The sequence below is a fragment of the Aureimonas sp. ME7 genome, from assembly GCF_903970965.1.
In the GTDB taxonomy this organism is placed as follows: Bacteria; Pseudomonadota; Alphaproteobacteria; order Rhizobiales; family Rhizobiaceae; genus Aureimonas.
In genome coordinates, this window is record NZ_CAJCKW010000005.1 from 207035 (window position 1) to 223514 (window position 16480).

A 16480-nucleotide genomic window follows, 5' to 3' on the forward strand; every position below is an offset into this window, starting at 1 on the left:
GCCCCATGTTCACCCTCACACGCCCCGAGCGCTACGCGCAGGAGATCCGGAAAAGCCGCTTCTTGGGGCTAGCCGCGCCGATCGAAAGCGAGGCGGACGCTAAGCGCTTCCTCGCCGAGCACTCCGACGCGTCAGCCAGCCACAATTGCTGGGCTTGGCGCCTCGGTAGCGTCTACCGGTTCAGCGACGACGGCGAGCCGGGCGGCACCGCCGGCAAGCCGATCCTCCAGGCGATCGACGGGCAGGAACTCGACCGGGTGGTCGTCCTCGTCACCCGCTGGTTCGGCGGCGTGCTGCTCGGCGCGGGCGGCCTGATCCGGGCTTATGGCGGAACGGCGGCCCAGTGCTTGCGAGCCGCCGAAAAGGTGCCTTTGGTTGCGACGGTCGAGATCAGCATCACGTGCGACTTCGCCGATCTGGCCCTGGTCCAGTCGCGGCTTTCCAACCGTCCCGGCGCGCAGATCGACAACCAGCACTTCACCGATACGGGCGCCGTCCTCGCCGTTGCGGTGGCTGAAGACGACGCAGAGCTTCTGGCCGCCCTCATCCGGGACCTGACCCACGGGCGCGCCGTCGTTGCCCGGCCCGACTGACGCCGCTTAGAACTCGCCGACCGGCAGCGGTCGTCCGTCCGGCATCTGGTCGCCCGCCGCCCCTTGCGGATTGCCGAAGGGGATCGGCGGCGCGCCGGCCGCCGCCTCGCGCTCGTGACGCAGCGCCCAGTGGACGGAGGGAAAGGCGAGTTCGTCCCACGGGATCTCGTCCCAGTCGAAGAAGCGAAGCTCCAGCGTCTCGACGCCCGGCGCGACGTCTGCGCTCGCCAGTTCCGCCCGGAAGATCAGTTGCACCTGACTGATGCGCGGCACCGAATAGATGGCCAGCAGCCGCTCGATGCGCAGCTGGGCGCCCGCTTCCTCGCGCGCCTCGCGGGCCGCGCCCGCTTCCGGCGTCTCGTTCAGCTCCATGTAGCCGGCGGGGATCGTCCAGAAGCCGGAGCGCGGCTCGATCGCGCGACGGCACAAGAGAACGCGCCCGTCGTGCCGCACCACCGAGCCGACCACGATCTTCGGGTTCTCGTAGGCGACGAAGCCGCAATGGTCGCAGACCCGACGCGGCAGCACGTCGCCGTCGGGAACAGTCAGGGAAAAGCTCGGCGATAGACTCATGCGATGCGGAGATAAGGCGCCCGCGCCGTCCGGCGATGGGTGCGACGATGCCTCGCTTCTTTCGCCGGCATGGCGGAGCGGCGCGCGTTGCGCTATCGCTGGATCAGCCATGGTTCGAGGACCACCCCCGTCATGCCCGCATCCGCCCGTTCGCCCTGGATCCCGCTTCTGTGCGGTGCCGTCATCGTCACCATCGCGATGGGCCTGCGCCAGAGCTTCGGCCTGCTCCTGCGCCCGGTCGAGGTGGATATCGGGGTCGGTCGCGAGGCCTTCGGGCTCGCCATCGCTCTGCAGAACCTCCTCCTCGGCCTCGGCCAGCCCTTCGTCGGCGCCTTGGCGGACCGGTTCGGCGCGGGCCGCATCGCGGCGGCGGGCGCCGCGCTCTATGCCGTCTCCCTCGTCCTCGCCTCGCAGGCAGCGTCGGCGCTCGGGCTGCAGATGACGCTCGGCACCCTTCTCGGCTTCGCGCTGACCGGCGTCACCTTCGTCGTCGTGCTCGGCGCCGTCGGGCGCTTCGTGCCGGCGGAAAAGCGTGGGCTCGCCTTCGGCATCGTCACCGCCGGCGGCTCGGTCGGGCAGTTCCTCCTGGTGCCGATTATGCAGATCGCCATCGCCGAAATCGGCTGGCGCGGCGCGCTTCTGGCGGGCGCGGCGCTTTCGGCGACGATCGCGCTCCTGGCGATCGGCATCGCCGGCCGTCCGAACGCGATCACCGCCGCCAAGGCGGGAAGCCCCGTGCCGGACGCCGGGCTCGGCGCGGCCCTGCGTGAGGCCGGCGGCCACGGCGGCTACTGGCTCCTCAATGTCGGCTTCTTCGTCTGCGGCTTCCATGTCGCCTTCATCCAGACCCACCTTCCCGCCTTCCTGGTGGATCACGGACTGGACCCCTCGATCGGCGCGCGGGCGCTGGCGCTGGTCGGCCTGTTCAACATCTTCGGCTCCTATGTCTTCGGTCTGTCGGCCGATCGCCTGCGCAAGAAGAACGTGCTCGCCGCGATCTATTTCGGGCGGGCCGTAGTCATCGCCGCCTTTCTGGCCGTGCCCTTCACGCCGATGTCGGTCACCGTCTTCGCGTGTGCCATGGGCTTCCTGTGGCTCGGCACCGTGCCGCTGACGAGCGGCCTCGTCGGACAGATCTTCGGGGTGCGCTATCTGTCGACCCTGTTCGGCATCGTCTTCATGAGCCACCAGATCGGCGCCTTCTTCGGCGCCTGGGCCGGCGGCCTCCTGTTCGAGAAGACGGGGAGCTACGACGCGGTGTGGATGGTCTCGATCGCGCTCGCGGTCGTCGCGGGCCTTGCCAACCTGCCGATCCGCGACGCGTCGCTGCGTCGGCCCGCCGGGGCCGCCGCATGAGCCGGACGAGCGAGATCGCGGTGCTCGGCGCCCTCGGCGCCCTGTCGGCGCTGGGCTACGCGCTCTGGCAGTCCGAGGGCCTTCTACTCTGGAGCGGCATGGCCTTCGGCTTCTGCCTCTAGGGTCCGGCCTTGGCCAGCGCCGGCAGGAACCCACCCTCGACGGCTTCGGGCGTCAACGGGCCGGTCTGCTTCCAGAGGATCGTTCCGTCCGCGCCGACGAGAAAGGTTTCCGGCACGCCGTAGACGCCCCAGTCGATCGTCGAGCGCCCGGCCTCGTCGGTGCCGACTGCGTCGAACGGATTGCCGAGTTCGCGCAGGAAGCCGAGCGCATTGTCCGGCTTGTCCTTGTAGTTGATGCCGACGATCTCGAAGCGCGGATCGGCCGAGAGCGCCATCAGCGCCAGGTGCTCCTGGCGGCAAGGCACGCACCAAGAGGCGAAGACGTTGACGAGCTTGACGCCGCCGCCGTCCCCCGGTCGGATGTCGATGCCCGGGACCGGCACGCCGGCTCGATCCTTCAGGCCAGCCAGAGCGGGAAGCTGCGTGGCTGGCGCCGGCTTGCCGATCAAGACGGAGGGCAGCGTCTGCGGATCGTGGCCTGACACGAGTTGGTAGAGGAAGAGGCCAGCGAGAAGCGTAAAAATGCCGACCGGCAGGAGCGTCAGCCAGGAGCGGCGACGCACGGGTTTCGCGTCGCTCACCGCCCCGCCTCCCGGCGGCGGCCGCTCGCCGCTTCCAGCTCGCTCAATCGGCGGCGGATGCGCCGCGCGTCCCAGAACACGAAGGCGCCCAAGGCTCCGAGCGCGACAACCGACATCGCATAGGCGCTGGCGACGAAGGCGAAATAGGATCCGCTCATCGCCTCACGCGTCCCGTAGGCCGAGCCGGCGCTCGAGGCTGGCGAGGCGGCGGCGGCGGATCTCGGTGCGCATCATCGTCAGGTGGAGCGCGAAGAACAGGACGGAGAATCCGAAGGCGGTCAGGGCCAGCGGCCAGAGATAGGCGGGGTCGAGGCTTGGCCCGTCCATGCGCAGGACGCTGGCCGGCTGGTGCAGCGTGTTCCACCAGTCCACCGAGAACTTGATGATCGGAATGATCACGAAGCCGACGAGCACGAAGACCGCCGCCATGCGCCCCGAGCGCTGCGGTTCCTCGAAGGCGCGTGTCAGGGCGATCAGGCCGAGATACATCAGGAACAGAACGAAGACGGAGGTGAGCCGCGCGTCCCAGACCCACCACGTCCCCCACATCGGCCGCCCCCAGACCGAGCCGGTGAAAAGGCAAAGGAAGGTGAAGACCGCCCCGATCGGCGCCGCCGTGCGGATCGCCACCTCCGCGATCGGATGGCGCCACACGAGAAGCCCGAGCGCCGAGACGCTCATCACTGTCCAGCCCATCATCGAGAGCCAGGCGAAGGGCACGTGGATGAAGAGAATGCGAACCGTCGCGCCCTGCTGGTAGTCCTCCGGCGCGCGAAGCGCCATGGCGAGCCCGACCGCGAGGAGCACCAGCGCCAGCGCATAGAGCCAGGGCTGGACGCGACACGAAAGTTCCAGGAACCGTGTCGGGTTCGCCAGAAGCGTGAAACGGGACGGACGGGCGGCGAGATCGCTCATGGGTTTTGTTCTTAGAACGGCTCCGACCGGCTCGCAAACCTCAAGATGCTTGCGGCGTCCGCCCGCCGATCCGCAACGCCATGCCGATCGAGGCCGGCATCACCGGCTCGAAGCCGAACTGGGCATAGAGATGACGGGCATTCCCGTCGGCGATCAGGCTGACATAGGCGCTTTCGGGCGCATGGGCGTGCAGCCAGTCCATGAGGTCGGCGAAGATGCGCTTTCCCAAGCCCTGCCCCTGGTGCTCCGGCTCCACCGCCATGTCGACGATCTGGAAGAAGCAGCCGCCGTCGCCGATCACTCGTCCCATGGCGACCGCTCGCCCCTCGAAGCGGACGAGAACGGCATGCAGCGTTCCCAGCAGGCCGCGTTCGGCCGCGTCTTGCGTCTTCGGGCTGAGGCCCGACACAGCCCTGAGACGCCGGAAGTCGGCGATGGCGGGCGTTTCGGCGGTAATGGCGTAGCGCGACGGGTCGAAGGGCATCGGGATCCATTCCGTTCAGTCGGAGGAGAGTTTCAGCGCGGCAGCCGCCGCGAATGGCCCGATGACGCCGTAGAGAAGCGTCAGCGCGCACAGGATCAAGAAGGGCGAGCGGAACGGGGCGGGATCGTTCACCGCGCCATAGGTGGCCGCGACGCCGAAGATCAGGACGGGCAGCGCCAACGGCAGCACCAGCACCGAGACGAGAACGCCCCCGCGCGGCAGGGACGCCGCCACTGCCGCCCCGACCGCCCCGATCAGGACGATCGCCGGCGTTCCCACGAGAAGCGTCAGCGCGGTGGCGAAGAGAGCCATCGGCTCCATCGCCAGGAACAGCCCGAGCAAGGGGCTGGCGACCACCAGCGGAAGGGAGGACGCGCACCAGAGCGCGGCGCATTTGGCCAGCACCGCGAGTGGCGCCGGCACCGGGCCGGTCAGGATAAGGTCGAGGCTGCCGTCGTCCCGGTCCGCTTGGAACAAGCGGTCCAGCGTCAGAAGCGTCGACAGGAGCGCGCCGATCCACAGGATTGCCGGCCCGATACGCGCCAGCAGCCGGAGGTCGGGGCCGATGCCGAAGGGGATCGTCGCGATGACGGCGAGAAAGAACACGACGCCGACGAGCCCGCCGCCCGAGCCGGAAAGCTGCAGCCGAAGATCGCGCACGAAGAGGGCTCCCATCAGCCGACCTCGTCCCAGCCGCCGTCGCTTGCCGCCGCCGCCACGGGTTCGGGCGCCACGAGTTCCAGAATGCGCGCGCCGGCAAGCTCCAGCGGCTGGTGCGTCGCCGCGATCACAATGCCCCCACCGCGCAGCCGCTCGCGGCAAAGCTCGGAGATGCGCGCTTGCGAGGCGGCGTCGAGCGCCGTCGTCGGCTCGTCGAGAAGCCAGATCGGACGGTCCGACACGAGAAGGCGGGCAAAGGCGACGCGCCGCTGCTGGCCGGCCGACAGAGCGCCGACGGGCAGCCTGCCGGCATGGGGAAGATCGACCGCCGCCAGCGCCTGCTCGATACCAGCGGCCGGACGCCCAAGAAAGCGTCGCCAGAAGCCGAGTTCCTCGGCGACCGTGCGCCCCGGCTTCATCGCGTTGCGATGGCCGAAGTAATGCGCGAGTTCGATCAGCCGGCCCGCCGGCTCGCCGCCGGGCAGCGCGCCTTCGATGCGAATCGCGCCCGCGACCGGCGGCAGGAGCCCGGCCAGCGTGCGCAGCAGCGTCGACTTGCCGGCCCCGTTCGGCCCCGTCACCACCAGCGCCTCACCCCCCGTCAGCCGCCAGTCGATCGGGCGAGTCGCTGCACGCCCGGCGCGTCCGCACACGAGATCGGTCAGGGTGATCGCGATCACGGTGTGGGAGCCTCCGGGCGGGGAAGAACGACGCGTTCGGAGCCGTTTTTGGCGAGCGCCCCGTGGAAAGGCAAGGCGCATGGGCGCGAAGTTGGCGCGAGGGTGGAATTCCCTAACCCAAAAGGGACCCCGGCGGATTTGACCCCTTTATAGCCATTACAAACTTGCCTATAAGGCCCCCAACCACACCAGCGACCGGCGTGGAGTCATCAGCGCCGATCTCCGTGCCCCGCCCTTTCGGCGGGTACTGAGGCGGACGGGCGGAAATGGTCGTACCCGCATTCTCCATCGCGCCCGGCCCGGGGTGCGGCGGTCGTTCGCCTTTCGGACATTCTTTGGTTCGAGAAGGAACGAGAGTTCTATGTCCCATCCCGATAGCTTCAAAAGCCGCAAGACGCTCTCCGTCGGCGGCAAGGACTATGTCTATTTCGACCTTCAAGAGGCGGAGAGGAACGGCCTCGCCGGCGCCTCGCGCCTGCCCTACTCGCTGAAGGTGATCCTCGAGAACCTCCTGCGCAACGAAGACGGGCGCACGGTTCTGGCCGACGACATCCGCGCCATGGTGAAGTGGCTCGACGACAAGGGCTCGGCCGGTCACGAGATCGCCTATCGCCCGGCGCGCGTCCTGATGCAGGACTTCACCGGCGTTCCGGCCGTCGTCGATCTGGCCGCCATGCGCGACGCCACCGAAACGCTCGGTGCCGACCCGCAGAAGATCAACCCGCTGGTGCCGGTCGATCTCGTGATCGACCACTCGGTGATGGTGGACTATTTCGGCCAGCCCGATTCCTTCGCCAAGAACGTCGACATCGAATACGACCGCAACGGCGAGCGCTACACGTTCCTGCGCTGGGGTTCGGGCACGTTCCAGAACTTCCGCGTCGTGCCTCCGGGCACCGGCATCTGCCATCAGGTGAACCTCGAATACCTCGCCCAGACCGTCTGGACCAAGGACGAGAACGGCGAAACGATCGCCTACCCGGACACGCTGGTCGGCACCGACAGCCACACGACCATGGTCAACGGCCTTGCGGTTCTCGGCTGGGGCGTCGGCGGCATCGAGGCCGAGGCCGTCATGCTCGGCCAGCCGATCTCCATGCTGATCCCGGAGGTCATCGGCTTCCGCCTCGACGGCAAGCTGCCCGAGGGCACCACGGCGACCGACCTCGTGCTCACCGTCACCGAGATGCTACGGAAGAAAGGGGTAGTGGGCAAGTTCGTCGAGTACTACGGCCCGGGCCTTGCCAACCTGACCCTGGAAGACCAAGCGACCATCGCCAACATGGCGCCGGAATACGGCGCGACCTGCGGCTTCTTCCCGGTCGACAAGGACACGATCGCCTATCTCGAGGCCACGGGCCGCGACAAGGCGCGCATCGCGCTCGTCGAAGCCTATGCCAAGGCGCAAGGCATGTGGTTCGACGCCTCGGCCGAAGAGCCCGTCTTCACCGACACGCTCTCGCTCGACCTGTCCACCGTCGTCCCCTCGCTCGCCGGCCCGAAGCGTCCGCAAGACCGCGTCGCGCTCACCGAGGCCTCGCCGAAGTTCGCCGCCGCGCTCACCGAGCTGCAGGGTGGTCGCAAGAAGAGCGAGCTTCCGACCTCGGTCGGCGATTCGCGCTTCATGGACGAAGGCGCCGTGCCTCCGCACAAGACGCCCGACACGGTGCGTCACGCCGTGGAAGGCGCGACCCACGGCATTTCGGACGGCGACGTCGTGATCGCGGCGATCACCTCCTGCACCAACACGTCGAACCCGAACGTTCTCGTGGCCGCCGGCCTCGTCGCCCGCAAGGCGGCAGCGCTCGGCCTTAGCCCCAAGCCCTGGGTCAAGACCTCGCTGGCGCCGGGCTCCCAGGTCGTCACCGAGTATCTCGAGAAGGCCGGCCTTCAGAAGGACCTCGACGCGCTCGGCTTCAACCTCGTCGGCTACGGCTGCACGACCTGCATCGGCAATTCGGGCCCGCTTCCCGAGGCGATCTCCGAGGCGATCAACAAGAACGACCTCGTCGCCGTGTCGGTGCTTTCGGGCAACCGCAACTTCGAAGGCCGCGTGAACCCGGACGTGCGGGCGAACTATCTCGCCTCGCCCCCGCTCGTCGTCGCCTACGCGATCGCCGGCTCGATGTTCGTCGACATCACCAAGGACCCGCTTGGCCAGGACCGGAACGGCAACGATGTCTTCCTGAAGGACATCTGGCCGACCACGCAGGAAGTCTCCGAGATCGTGCGCCGCACGGTCACGCGCGACCTCTTCGAGAGCCGCTACTCGGACGTCTTCAAGGGCGATCCGAACTGGCAGAAGATCGCGACCTCCGGCGGGCTCACCTACGACTGGGACGACCGCTCGACCTACGTGCAGAACCCGCCCTACTTCGAGGGCATGACGATGACGCCCGAACCCGTCACCGACATCCACGAAGCGCGCGTTCTCGCTCTCTTCCTCGATTCGATTACCACCGACCACATCTCGCCGGCGGGCTCGATCAAGAAGAACGGCCCGGCGGGCGAGTACCTCGTCAGCCATCAGGTGCGCCCGGTGGACTTCAACTCCTACGGCGCACGTCGCGGCAACCATGAAGTCATGATGCGCGGCACCTTCGCCAACATCCGCATCAAGAATCAGATGGTGCCGGGCGTCGAGGGCGGCATCACCAAGCACTTCCCCTCCGGCGAGCAGCTGGCGATCTACGATGCGGCGATGAAGTACCAGGCGGAAGAGGTTCCTCTGGTGGTCTTCGCCGGCAAGGAATACGGCACCGGCTCCAGCCGAGACTGGGCCGCCAAGGGCACCGTGCTCCTCGGTGTTCGCGCCGTGATCGCGCAGAGCTTCGAGCGCATCCATCGCTCCAACCTCGTCGGCATGGGCGTCGTGCCCTTCGTCTTCCAGGACGGCACGAGCTGGCAGACGCTCGGCCTCAAGGGCGACGAGAAGGTGACGATCGAGGGCCTCACCTCGGTGAAGCCGCGCCAGACCATGAACGCCGTCATCACCCGCGCCGATGGCGAAGTGCTCACCGTTCCGCTGCTCTGCCGCATCGATACGCTGGACGAACTCGAATACTTCAAGAACGGCGGCATCCTGCACTACGTGCTGCGTCAGCTCGCCGCCTGACCTCGGCATTCCCTCGCCGCGTTTCCAGCGCCGCCGCCCTTCCCGGGGCGGCGGCGTTTTGCATGGGGGACAACTGTAAGCTTCACTGCCAATTGAACGCGGCGCGATCGATCCGCCCTTCTGCCCGGGAGGTGTCCGGTCCATGTATCGGACCTTCGAAAGCCGGACGGAGGTTCCCCGTGGCGTCATGCCGAACAGTCGCCGCCTGCCTTCTGTCCGTTGGCCTTCTTGCTGGCGGAGTGCGCCTCGCGCTCGCGCAGGAAACGGAGGCGACCAGCCGCGACGTGCGGGGCGTCGTCGAACTCTTCACCAGCCAGGGCTGCCCGGAATGCCCGCCGGCCGACGCGCTGATCGCGCGGCAAGGCCGCACGCAAGGCATCGTCGCCCTCGCCTACCACGTCGACTACTGGGACTACATCGGCTGGCAGGACCCGTTGGCCGCCAGAAAGAACGCCGAGCGGCAAAAGGCGTATGCCAAGCGCCTGAAGCTCGGGACGCTCGCGACGCCCCAGATCGTCGTCAACGGCGACACGGTCCTCGATCGGCCGGACGATCGCGCGCTCGTCCGCCTGCTGGAGGCGAACCCTCCCGAAGCGGACGCGGAGGTGCGCCTGACGATCCGGGACGAGACGCTCCAGATCGAGGCGCGAACGGCGCAAGTACGCCCCGGCGCCCCGGCCCCGGTGCTGATGCTCGTCACCTATGCCGACCGCGTCGAGACCGCGGTGACGCGCGGCGAAAACGAGGGCCGCGTCCTGGTGGACCACCACCCCGTGCGCGACTGGCGCCTTCTCGGCATGGTCGACGAGGAAACGATGCGCGTGGACATGCCGCTGGCGCTTCTAGCCGAGCCGGACGGGCGGCGAACGGGACTGGCGGCGCTTCTCCAGGTGGTCGGAGAGGACAAGAAGCCCGGCCGCATCCTGGCGGCCGCCGCGCTCGAGTTCTGATCAACCCGCGCGCGGCCGCGCGTTCGGATGAACCCTCGCCGTTGCATCCGCCTTCGCTCCTCTCCATTTCCATGACAGGATGATGTCGCAGACTGGCGACACGACGCCGCGACACCCACGCGCTGGATGCCGCCGCCGGCCAGACATGGGGACCGCTGATTTGACCGATACCACCGTCCAGCCTTCCGCCGCCCTGATCGACCTCGCCCAGGTCCGGGGCTCCACCGTTCCCGACATCGTTTCCTTCGACCGGCACGAGCTCGGCCAGATCCTGCGCGTCTACGGGCGCATGGTGGCGGCGGGCGAATGGCGGGACTACGCGATCGACACGCTGAAGGACCGGGCCGTGTTCTCGATCTTCCGCCGCTCCTCCGAGATGCCGCTGTTTCGCGTCGAGAAGACCCCGAAGCTCGCGCGCCGCCAGGGCGCCTACAGCGTCACGGCGGCCGGCGGCCTCGTCATGAAGCGCGGACACGAGCTGGAACAGGTGCTGCGCGTCTTCGACAAGAGCCTCAAGCTGATCGAAAGCTGATCGTCCTGCCCGGCATGCGGCATGGGGTTCAGATGTAGTCGGCTGCCTGCCCCGGCCGGAGATAGCCAAAGACGCGAAACCCCTCGGCCGTTTCTTCGCCCGGCACGTGCACCCGCTTGAGTGCCGCTCGGACAAGTTCCCGCTGGGCGAGCGTGTCCGTGAAGATGTCGACGAGAAGGATGTCGTCGTATCCGCCAGCGGAGAAATGGTAGAACCATTCCCCGTCGCGTGGATACCGATGGCCGTGCGTCGAAAGGGTGCTCCAAAGCGGACGTGGCTGGATTTCCAGCATCTCCAGCCGGATCTCGTTCCATTTGGTGTTGTTCATGCAGGCGTGGCGCATCGGCCTCTCCCGTCGATCGATGCCGTCGTCCATTCTGGCGGATGTCAGTCGGCGGAGCCCAACTGAACGCGCATCGTCTCCGCCGTCGCGATATCAGCGAACTCGCCGGACAGGTTCGCCAGCGTCATCGCCTGCACATCCTCGGCCGAATGGCGCCGCCCGTCCGGCCCATCGAGGTCGAAGCACCAGCAGGCGTCCTCGACGAGCACCGCATCGAAGCCGAGATTGCCGGCCATGCGGGTCGTCGTCTCGACGCAGTGGTTGGTGGTCGCTCCGCAGATCGCCACGCGGCGGATGCCAGCGGCGCGCAGCCGGGCTTCGAGATCGGTGCCGATGAAGGAGCTGTTGACGCCCTTCACGATCACCGGCTCGTCCCCCTGTTCGTGTGCCGCCTCCTCCACGACGTACCCCTCTGCGTCCGGATGGAAGGACGAGCCGGGCGAGCGGTTCTCGTGCCGGATGTGGAAGATCGGCTGTCCCGTCCGGCGAAAGAGGGCGAGGAGGTCGGCGATGCGATCGAGGGCGTCGGGATTGTTGCGCCGCTTGCCCGCCGCCTCCCACAGGCGAAAGGCGCGCTGCGCGTCCACGACGACCAGCGCGATCGGATCGCTCAAGACAGCGTTCCGGGATAGGCGGTTTCGTCGGGAGCCGTCGCCGTGCCGCCGTTCAGCGGATATTGCATGAGGACGGTGTCGATCCAGCGGCCGAACTTGAAGCCCGAGCCCTGGAAGATGCCGATATGGGTGAACCCGAGCTTGGCGTGGAGCCGGATCGAGGGCTGATGGTCGGAGCCGCCGATCACCGCGATCATCTGGCGGAAGCCCTTCGCCTCGCAAAGCTCCAGAAGGCGCCGGAGAAGCGCCGTGCCGATCCCCCGCCCCTTGGCTTCCGGAGCGAGATAGATCGAATCCTCCACCGACCAGCGATAGGCCGGGCGCGTGCGGAACGGGCCGGCATAGGCGTAGGCCACCACCGCGCCGTCGCCGTCGCAGGCGACGATGTAGGGATAGTCCTGCCGCGTCAGGTTGAGCATGCGCGCCGCCATCTCGGTCTCGTCCGGGGGCACGAGCTCGTAGGTCGCCGTGCCATTCAGCACGGCGTGTTCGTAGATCCGGGTGATGGCGGCGATGTCGTCGATCTCGGCATCGCGAATGGTGAAGGCGCTCATGGGCGGCGGGACTCGAATGGAATCGGTGCGCCGATCATAGGAGCCGTACCCCCGCGCGTTCAATCGGCCGGCGCTCGCACCGCACACGAAAAAGGGCGACCCGAAGGCCGCCCCGTTTCCAGTCTTTCAGCCGGCGCCGCTCAGTTGCGGTTGCCGAAGAGCTGCAGCATGAACATGAACATGTTGATGAAGTTCAGGTACAGCGACAGCGCGCCCATGATCGCCTTGCGGCCGGCCACCAGCGTATCGTCGCCCTCCCAGTACATCTCCTTGATGCGCTGCGTGTCGTAGGCGGTCAGGCCGGCGAACACGAGGACGCCGATCACCGAGATCGCAAAACCGAGCGCCGACGACTGGAGGAAGATGTTCACCAGCATCGCGATCAGGATGCCGAACACACCCATGATCAGGAACGAGCCCATGGCCGACAGGTCGCGACGCGTCGTGTAGCCGAACAGCGACAGCGCGCCGAACGAGGCGGCCGTGATGTAGAACACCTGGACGATGGATTCCTGCGTGTAGACGAGGAAGATCGTCGACAGGCTGAGGCCCACCATCGCGGCATAGGCCCAGAAGGTCGTCTGCGCGGCCGAAACGCTCATCTTGTGAACGCGGAACGACAGGAAGAACACCATCGCCAGCGGCGCCAGCATCAGCACCCACTTCAGCGGTGAAACGAACACGGTCACGCCGAGCTGGGTCAGCATCGTGCCGTTGATCTCGGCCGCGGCCAGCGACGGGTCGGTCGTGGTCGCCAGGGAGAACAGCCCGTAGGCCGCCGCACCGGTGATGACGAGACCGATCGCCATCAGGTTGTAGACCTTGAGCATGTAGGACCGGAGGCCCTGGTCGATGGAGGCGTCGACCCGGCTGCCGGCAGCCGGAACGCTCCTCACGCCCTGGTTCCATTTCTGCGCCATCGCTTCGATTTCCTTTCGCTTCCGTCCCGTCGGTGTCGTTCGCCCGGTCCAAAACCGGTCGAGGCACAGCTGGCGGGACTCGCAGCAAGCCTTGAGGAGAAATATGCGAAGGTCCCGCCCCGTTCACAAGGGCGTAAACGGCCGGAAACGGCTGCCGTCCCCACCCCGCGCGATTAAATTTCCGTTATTTCCCGGCCGTTAACCACCGGCGCCGTGCCGTCAAAGCTCGCGCAGCACCGGCGCCGCCTTTTGTCCGAGGATGCGCCACGTGCCCGCCAGACCGAAGCCGACGGTCAGCACCAGTGAGGCGCCAAGCGTCGCCAGCGCGAGACCCCCGTCGAAGACGAAGGGCAGTTGCATGATGCGCGCGACCACGTACCACGCCGCCAGCGCGCCCGCAGCGATGGCGAAGACCGCGGTCGCGGCGCCGAGCGACATGTATTCCGTCACATAGGCGCGGATCAGCGTCGCCCGCGTGGCGCCCAGCGTCTTCAACACCACCGCATCGTGCACCCGGGCCCGGTTGCCGGCGGCGAGCGCGCCGGACAGGACGAGCACCGAGGCCACCAGCGCCACCGCCGCCGCGGCGCGGATGGCGAGCGCCAGCTGCGCCACGAGAGCGTTGACGGCATCCAGCGCGTCCTTGACGCGAACCGTCGTCACCGCCGGAAACGCGTTGGAGATGCCGGACAGGACGCCGCGCTCGATCTCCGCCGTGTCGTTCGGGATCTCCAGCGTCGCCAGCCAGGCGTGCGGCGCGCCGGCGAACGTGTTCGGCGAGAACACCATCACGAAGTTGATCGCCAGCGATTCCCATTCCACCTGGCGCAGGTTCGCGATGCGCGCCGTGATGTCGCGCCCGAGCACGTTCACGGTGATCGTGTCGCCGATCTTCAGGCCGAGTTCGCCCGCTTCCTTGGCCGAGAACGACACGAGCGGTTCGCCGGCATAGTCCGCCGGCCACCACTCGCCTGCCGTGACCGTGGCGTTTTCCGGCACGCTCGCGTCGTAGGTCACCCCACGATCGCCCCGCAGCACCCAGGCGCCTTCGGGAGGCACGTCGAGCTTGGCGACATCCGTGCCGTTGAGCTGGGTGATGCGCCCGCGCAGCATCGGCACGGCCTGGAGCGAGGAACCGGGGGCCAGTTCCGCGATGCGGGAGCGGAACCCCTCGACCTCGGCCGACTGGATATCGACGAAGAAGAAGTTGGGCGCGCGCGCCGCCAGCCCCGAGCCGATCTCGGTGCGCAGGTTCTGGTCGATCGAGGCGAGCGTGACGAGAAGCGTCAGTCCGAGACCGAGCGAAAGAACCACAGACGAGGTCAAGGCGCCCGGCCGATGGATGTTGCCGATGGCAAGGCGCAGCGGCGTCGAGCGCACGCGCGGCAGCCGCGCGGCGATGTGGCGGATCGCGAAGGCGACGAGCCGCAGGATCACGAAGGAGGCGGCGGTCGCCGCCAGGAACACGCCGGCCACCTTGCGGTCGGATGCCATGAAGAGCGCCAGCCCCGCGATGGCGCCCGCCAGCACGAGCGCCGACGCGACATAGGACCAGCGCATGGAAAACGCCGCGGGCTGCTCGTTGGATCGGAACAGCGCGGTCGCCGCCACGTCGCGCGTGCGCCCGAGCGGCAGGATCGCGAAGGCGAGCGCCGTCAGGTAGCCGAACAGGGCGCCGATCAGAAGCGCGCCGGGATAGATCGAAGCTTCCGCCGCAACCGGGATATAGGCCTCCAGGAAGCGCGCCGCCGCGAACGGCGCCATGGCCCCGAGCACGAGCCCAAAGGCGATGCCGACGGTCGCCAGGATCAGGATCTGGAGGAGATAGACGGTGACCACGAACGGACCGCTGGCGCCCAGGCTCTTGAACGTCGCGATGACCTGCCGCTTGGCATCGAGATAGGCGCCCACCGCATTGGCGATGCCGACGCCCCCGACCACCAGCGCCGTCAGGCCGACCAGCGTCAGGAACTGCGAGAAGCGCTCGATGTTGCGCTGGAGCGAGGGGGCGGCTTCCGTGGCGTTGCGGATGCTCCACCCGGCCTGGGGAAAGCGGGCGTTGGCCTCCGTCTGCACGGCTTCCGGGTCTCGGTCGGGATCCGCGAAGCGCGTCTTGTAGTCGTATTCCACCAGCGATCCCGGCTGGACGAGGCCGCTCGCCGCCAGGGCATCCAGCGAAACCAGAAGGCGCGGGGCGAAGATGAAGCCGTCCGACAGGACGTCGGGCTCGCGCGCGAGGCGCGCGCGCAACTCGACCTCGAGCCCGCCCAGCCGGATCACGGCCCCCGGCTGGATGCCGAGCCGGTCGAAGAACTCGGGCGCCGCCAGCGCGCCGAAGCGGCCGTTCCGCTCGGCCAGAAGCTCGGGCAAGGGTGCCGCCGGCTCGCTCTCGACCGCGCCGTAGAGCGGATAGCGAGTGGGATCGACGGCCTTCACCTCGCTGAGCGTCTGGTTCGAGCCGTCCGGCAGGCGCGCCATGGAGCGGAGCGAGCCGCTTTCCGCCACCTCGCCGAGCGTCCGGAGATAGGCGCGCTCGTCCGCGCTCGCCTGTCGCCCGTTGAGGCCGAAGCGCATGTCGCCGCCCAGGATCGTGCGCCCTTCGCGCTCGATTCCGCTCGTCATCATCACCGAGACGGAATTCACCGCCGCGATCGAGGCGACGCCGAGCGTCAGGCAGGCGAGAAAGATCACGAAGCCGCGCAACCCCCCGCGCAGCTCGCGCAGCGCGAAGCGCAGCGCGAGCTTCAGGCCGCCGGTGCGCGGCGTCGCGCCCGCAGTCGCGCTCACTGAGCGGCTTCCAGAACCACGGGCGACACGCCGTTCTCGATGAGGCCCGATCGCACAGCGACCTCGCGCCCGCAGCGCGCGGCAAGCGTCTTGTCGTGAGTGACGAGGATCAGCGTCATGCCGCGCCGCGCCTGCTCTGCAAACAGGAGATCGGCGATCTGCGCACCGGTTTCCCCGTCGAGATTGCCGGTCGGCTCGTCGGCGATCAGGATGTCGGGCTCGGGCGCCAGCGCGCGGGCGAGCGCCACGCGCTGCTGCTCGCCGCCCGAAAGCTCGCCGGGATAGTGCGTCACGCGCGCCGCCAGCCCGACCGCGCCGAGCTCGCGCTCGGCCCGCGCGAAGGCGTCCGGCACACCCGCCAGCTCCAGCGGCACGGCGACGTTTTCCAGCGCTGTCATGTTGGGAATGAGATGGAAGGACTGGAAGACGATGCCGACATGGCGCCCGCGAAAGGCGGCGAGCCGGTCCTCCGAAAGCCCGCCGAGCGGCTGGCCGGCGATCTCTACCAACCCTTCGTCGGCACGCTCCAGGCCTGCCAGAACCATCAGAAGCGTCGACTTGCCCGAGCCCGACGGCCCGACGATGCCGACGGACTCGCCGCGCGTCACGTCGAGGTCGATGCCCTTCAGAACATGCACCGCGCTGCGGCCCGATCCCAGCGTCAGATGAACCTTTCGTAACCGGACCGCCGCTTCAGCCAA

The 16480-nt window shown here is 68.1% G+C and carries 19 protein-coding genes; 6 read left to right on the top strand and 13 right to left on the bottom strand.

Annotated features, from left to right (window positions below; genetic code table 11):
* The first annotated feature begins 5 nt into the window (after nt 1-5).
* Nucleotides 6-593 carry a YigZ family protein gene (locus H7A85_RS11180; RefSeq protein ID WP_182086009.1) on the top strand — a complete coding sequence of 196 codons (588 nt, stop codon included), beginning with the start codon at nt 6-8 and terminating at the stop codon, nt 591-593.
* 6 nt (nt 594-599) lie between these two features.
* Here the strand turns inward: H7A85_RS11180 and H7A85_RS11185 are convergent, their stop codons facing one another.
* The gene (locus tag H7A85_RS11185) at nt 600-1166 is read right to left on the bottom strand and encodes an NUDIX hydrolase (protein WP_182086010.1); all 567 of its coding nucleotides are present in this window, start codon (nt 1164-1166) and stop codon (nt 600-602) included.
* Nucleotides 1167-1298: 132 nt separating this feature from the next.
* On the opposite strand from H7A85_RS11185, the gene H7A85_RS11190 reads away from it, so the two are divergent.
* Together H7A85_RS11190 and H7A85_RS20995 are read left to right on the top strand one after the other, a co-directional pair.
* The gene (locus H7A85_RS11190) at nt 1299-2522 is read left to right on the top strand and encodes an MFS transporter (protein ID WP_182086011.1); all 1224 of its coding nucleotides are present in this window, start codon (nt 1299-1301) and stop codon (nt 2520-2522) included.
* Complete coding sequence (locus H7A85_RS20995; RefSeq protein WP_280514919.1) at nt 2519-2644, top strand: hypothetical protein; 126 nt, start codon at nt 2519-2521, stop codon at nt 2642-2644. The genes H7A85_RS11190 and H7A85_RS20995 overlap by 4 nt, the downstream gene beginning before the upstream one ends.
* Here the strand turns inward: H7A85_RS20995 and H7A85_RS11195 are convergent.
* Genes H7A85_RS11195 through ccmA form a run of 6 tightly spaced genes read right to left on the bottom strand, consistent with a single transcriptional unit; the run spans nt 2641 to nt 5964 of the window.
* Nucleotides 2641-3225, bottom strand: a complete 585-nt coding sequence (locus tag H7A85_RS11195) for a DsbE family thiol:disulfide interchange protein (RefSeq protein ID WP_182086012.1) — start codon at nt 3223-3225, stop codon at nt 2641-2643. The genes H7A85_RS20995 and H7A85_RS11195 overlap by 4 nt on opposite strands.
* Nucleotides 3222-3383 (bottom strand): heme exporter protein CcmD, encoded by a 162-nt coding sequence (gene ccmD / locus H7A85_RS11200; RefSeq protein WP_182086013.1) that lies wholly within the window; start codon nt 3381-3383, stop codon nt 3222-3224. Before ccmD ends, H7A85_RS11195 begins: the two co-directional genes overlap by 4 nt.
* Nucleotides 3384-3387: 4 nt before the next feature.
* Nucleotides 3388-4140 (bottom strand): heme ABC transporter permease, encoded by a 753-nt coding sequence (locus H7A85_RS11205; protein ID WP_182086014.1) that lies wholly within the window; start codon nt 4138-4140, stop codon nt 3388-3390.
* A gap of 40 nt (nt 4141-4180) precedes the next feature.
* Nucleotides 4181-4624 (bottom strand): GNAT family N-acetyltransferase, encoded by a 444-nt coding sequence (locus tag H7A85_RS11210; RefSeq protein ID WP_182086015.1) that lies wholly within the window; start codon nt 4622-4624, stop codon nt 4181-4183.
* Nucleotides 4625-4639: 15 nt separating this feature from the next.
* Nucleotides 4640-5299: a heme exporter protein CcmB gene (gene ccmB / locus H7A85_RS11215; protein ID WP_182086016.1), complete on the bottom strand. Its 660-nt coding sequence runs from the start codon at nt 5297-5299 to the stop codon at nt 4640-4642.
* Nucleotides 5299-5964, bottom strand: coding sequence for a heme ABC exporter ATP-binding protein CcmA (gene ccmA, locus H7A85_RS11220; protein WP_244631125.1), 666 nt, complete (start codon nt 5962-5964; stop codon nt 5299-5301). Before ccmA ends, ccmB begins: the two co-directional genes overlap by 1 nt.
* A gap of 361 nt (nt 5965-6325) precedes the next feature.
* Between ccmA and acnA the strand changes: the two genes are divergently transcribed.
* From acnA to H7A85_RS11235, 3 genes are all read left to right on the top strand, one after another.
* Nucleotides 6326-9079: an aconitate hydratase AcnA gene (gene acnA, locus H7A85_RS11225; protein ID WP_182086018.1), complete on the top strand. Its 2754-nt coding sequence runs from the start codon at nt 6326-6328 to the stop codon at nt 9077-9079.
* 179 nt (nt 9080-9258) lie between these two features.
* Nucleotides 9259-10029 (top strand): DUF1223 domain-containing protein, encoded by a 771-nt coding sequence (locus H7A85_RS11230; protein ID WP_182086019.1) that lies wholly within the window; start codon nt 9259-9261, stop codon nt 10027-10029.
* 145 nt (nt 10030-10174) lie between these two features.
* On the top strand, nt 10175-10561 hold the full coding sequence (locus H7A85_RS11235) for a DUF2794 domain-containing protein (protein WP_182086020.1): 387 nt from the start codon (nt 10175-10177) through the stop codon (nt 10559-10561).
* 28 nt (nt 10562-10589) lie between these two features.
* On the opposite strand, the gene H7A85_RS11240 is transcribed toward H7A85_RS11235, so the two are convergent.
* The 6 genes from H7A85_RS11240 to H7A85_RS11265 form a co-directional block, all read right to left on the bottom strand.
* Entirely contained in the window at nt 10590-10904 is a 315-nt protein-coding gene (locus H7A85_RS11240; protein WP_244631127.1) for a DUF6678 family protein, read from the bottom strand.
* A 44-nt stretch (nt 10905-10948) separates the two neighbouring features.
* Complete coding sequence (locus H7A85_RS11245; RefSeq protein WP_182086021.1) at nt 10949-11518, bottom strand: cysteine hydrolase family protein; 570 nt, start codon at nt 11516-11518, stop codon at nt 10949-10951.
* Nucleotides 11515-12072, bottom strand: coding sequence for a GNAT family N-acetyltransferase (locus H7A85_RS11250; protein WP_182086022.1), 558 nt, complete (start codon nt 12070-12072; stop codon nt 11515-11517). The genes H7A85_RS11245 and H7A85_RS11250 overlap by 4 nt, the downstream gene beginning before the upstream one ends.
* A 140-nt stretch (nt 12073-12212) precedes the next feature.
* Nucleotides 12213-12992: a Bax inhibitor-1/YccA family protein gene (locus tag H7A85_RS11255; protein WP_182086023.1), complete on the bottom strand. Its 780-nt coding sequence runs from the start codon at nt 12990-12992 to the stop codon at nt 12213-12215.
* Nucleotides 12993-13211: 219 nt separating this feature from the next.
* Entirely contained in the window at nt 13212-15779 is a 2568-nt protein-coding gene (locus H7A85_RS11260) for an ABC transporter permease (protein WP_244631128.1), read from the bottom strand.
* On the bottom strand, nt 15776-16480 hold the full coding sequence (locus H7A85_RS11265) for an ABC transporter ATP-binding protein (RefSeq protein WP_182086024.1): 705 nt from the start codon (nt 16478-16480) through the stop codon (nt 15776-15778). Before H7A85_RS11265 ends, H7A85_RS11260 begins: the two co-directional genes overlap by 4 nt.

Excerpts from the sequence above, each read along its gene's own strand:
- H7A85_RS11180 (WP_182086009.1), top strand. The coding sequence starts at position 6 with ATGTTCACCCTCACACGCCCCGAGCGCTACGCGCAGGAGATCCGGAAA.
- H7A85_RS11185 (WP_182086010.1), bottom strand. The coding sequence starts at position 1,166 with ATGAGTCTATCGCCGAGCTTTTCCCTGACTGTTCCCGACGGCGACGTG.
- H7A85_RS11190 (WP_182086011.1), top strand. The coding sequence starts at position 1,299 with ATGCCCGCATCCGCCCGTTCGCCCTGGATCCCGCTTCTGTGCGGTGCC.
- H7A85_RS20995 (WP_280514919.1), top strand. The coding sequence starts at position 2,519 with ATGAGCCGGACGAGCGAGATCGCGGTGCTCGGCGCCCTCGGCGCCCTG.
- ccmD (WP_182086013.1), bottom strand. The coding sequence starts at position 3,383 with ATGAGCGGATCCTATTTCGCCTTCGTCGCCAGCGCCTATGCGATGTCG.
- H7A85_RS11205 (WP_182086014.1), bottom strand. The coding sequence starts at position 4,140 with ATGAGCGATCTCGCCGCCCGTCCGTCCCGTTTCACGCTTCTGGCGAAC.
- H7A85_RS11210 (WP_182086015.1), bottom strand. The coding sequence starts at position 4,624 with ATGCCCTTCGACCCGTCGCGCTACGCCATTACCGCCGAAACGCCCGCC.
- ccmB (WP_182086016.1), bottom strand. The coding sequence starts at position 5,299 with ATGGGAGCCCTCTTCGTGCGCGATCTTCGGCTGCAGCTTTCCGGCTCG.
- acnA (WP_182086018.1), top strand. The coding sequence starts at position 6,326 with ATGTCCCATCCCGATAGCTTCAAAAGCCGCAAGACGCTCTCCGTCGGC.
- H7A85_RS11235 (WP_182086020.1), top strand. The coding sequence starts at position 10,175 with ATGGGGACCGCTGATTTGACCGATACCACCGTCCAGCCTTCCGCCGCC.
- H7A85_RS11240 (WP_244631127.1), bottom strand. The coding sequence starts at position 10,904 with ATGCGCCACGCCTGCATGAACAACACCAAATGGAACGAGATCCGGCTG.
- H7A85_RS11250 (WP_182086022.1), bottom strand. The coding sequence starts at position 12,072 with ATGAGCGCCTTCACCATTCGCGATGCCGAGATCGACGACATCGCCGCC.
- H7A85_RS11255 (WP_182086023.1), bottom strand. The coding sequence starts at position 12,992 with ATGGCGCAGAAATGGAACCAGGGCGTGAGGAGCGTTCCGGCTGCCGGC.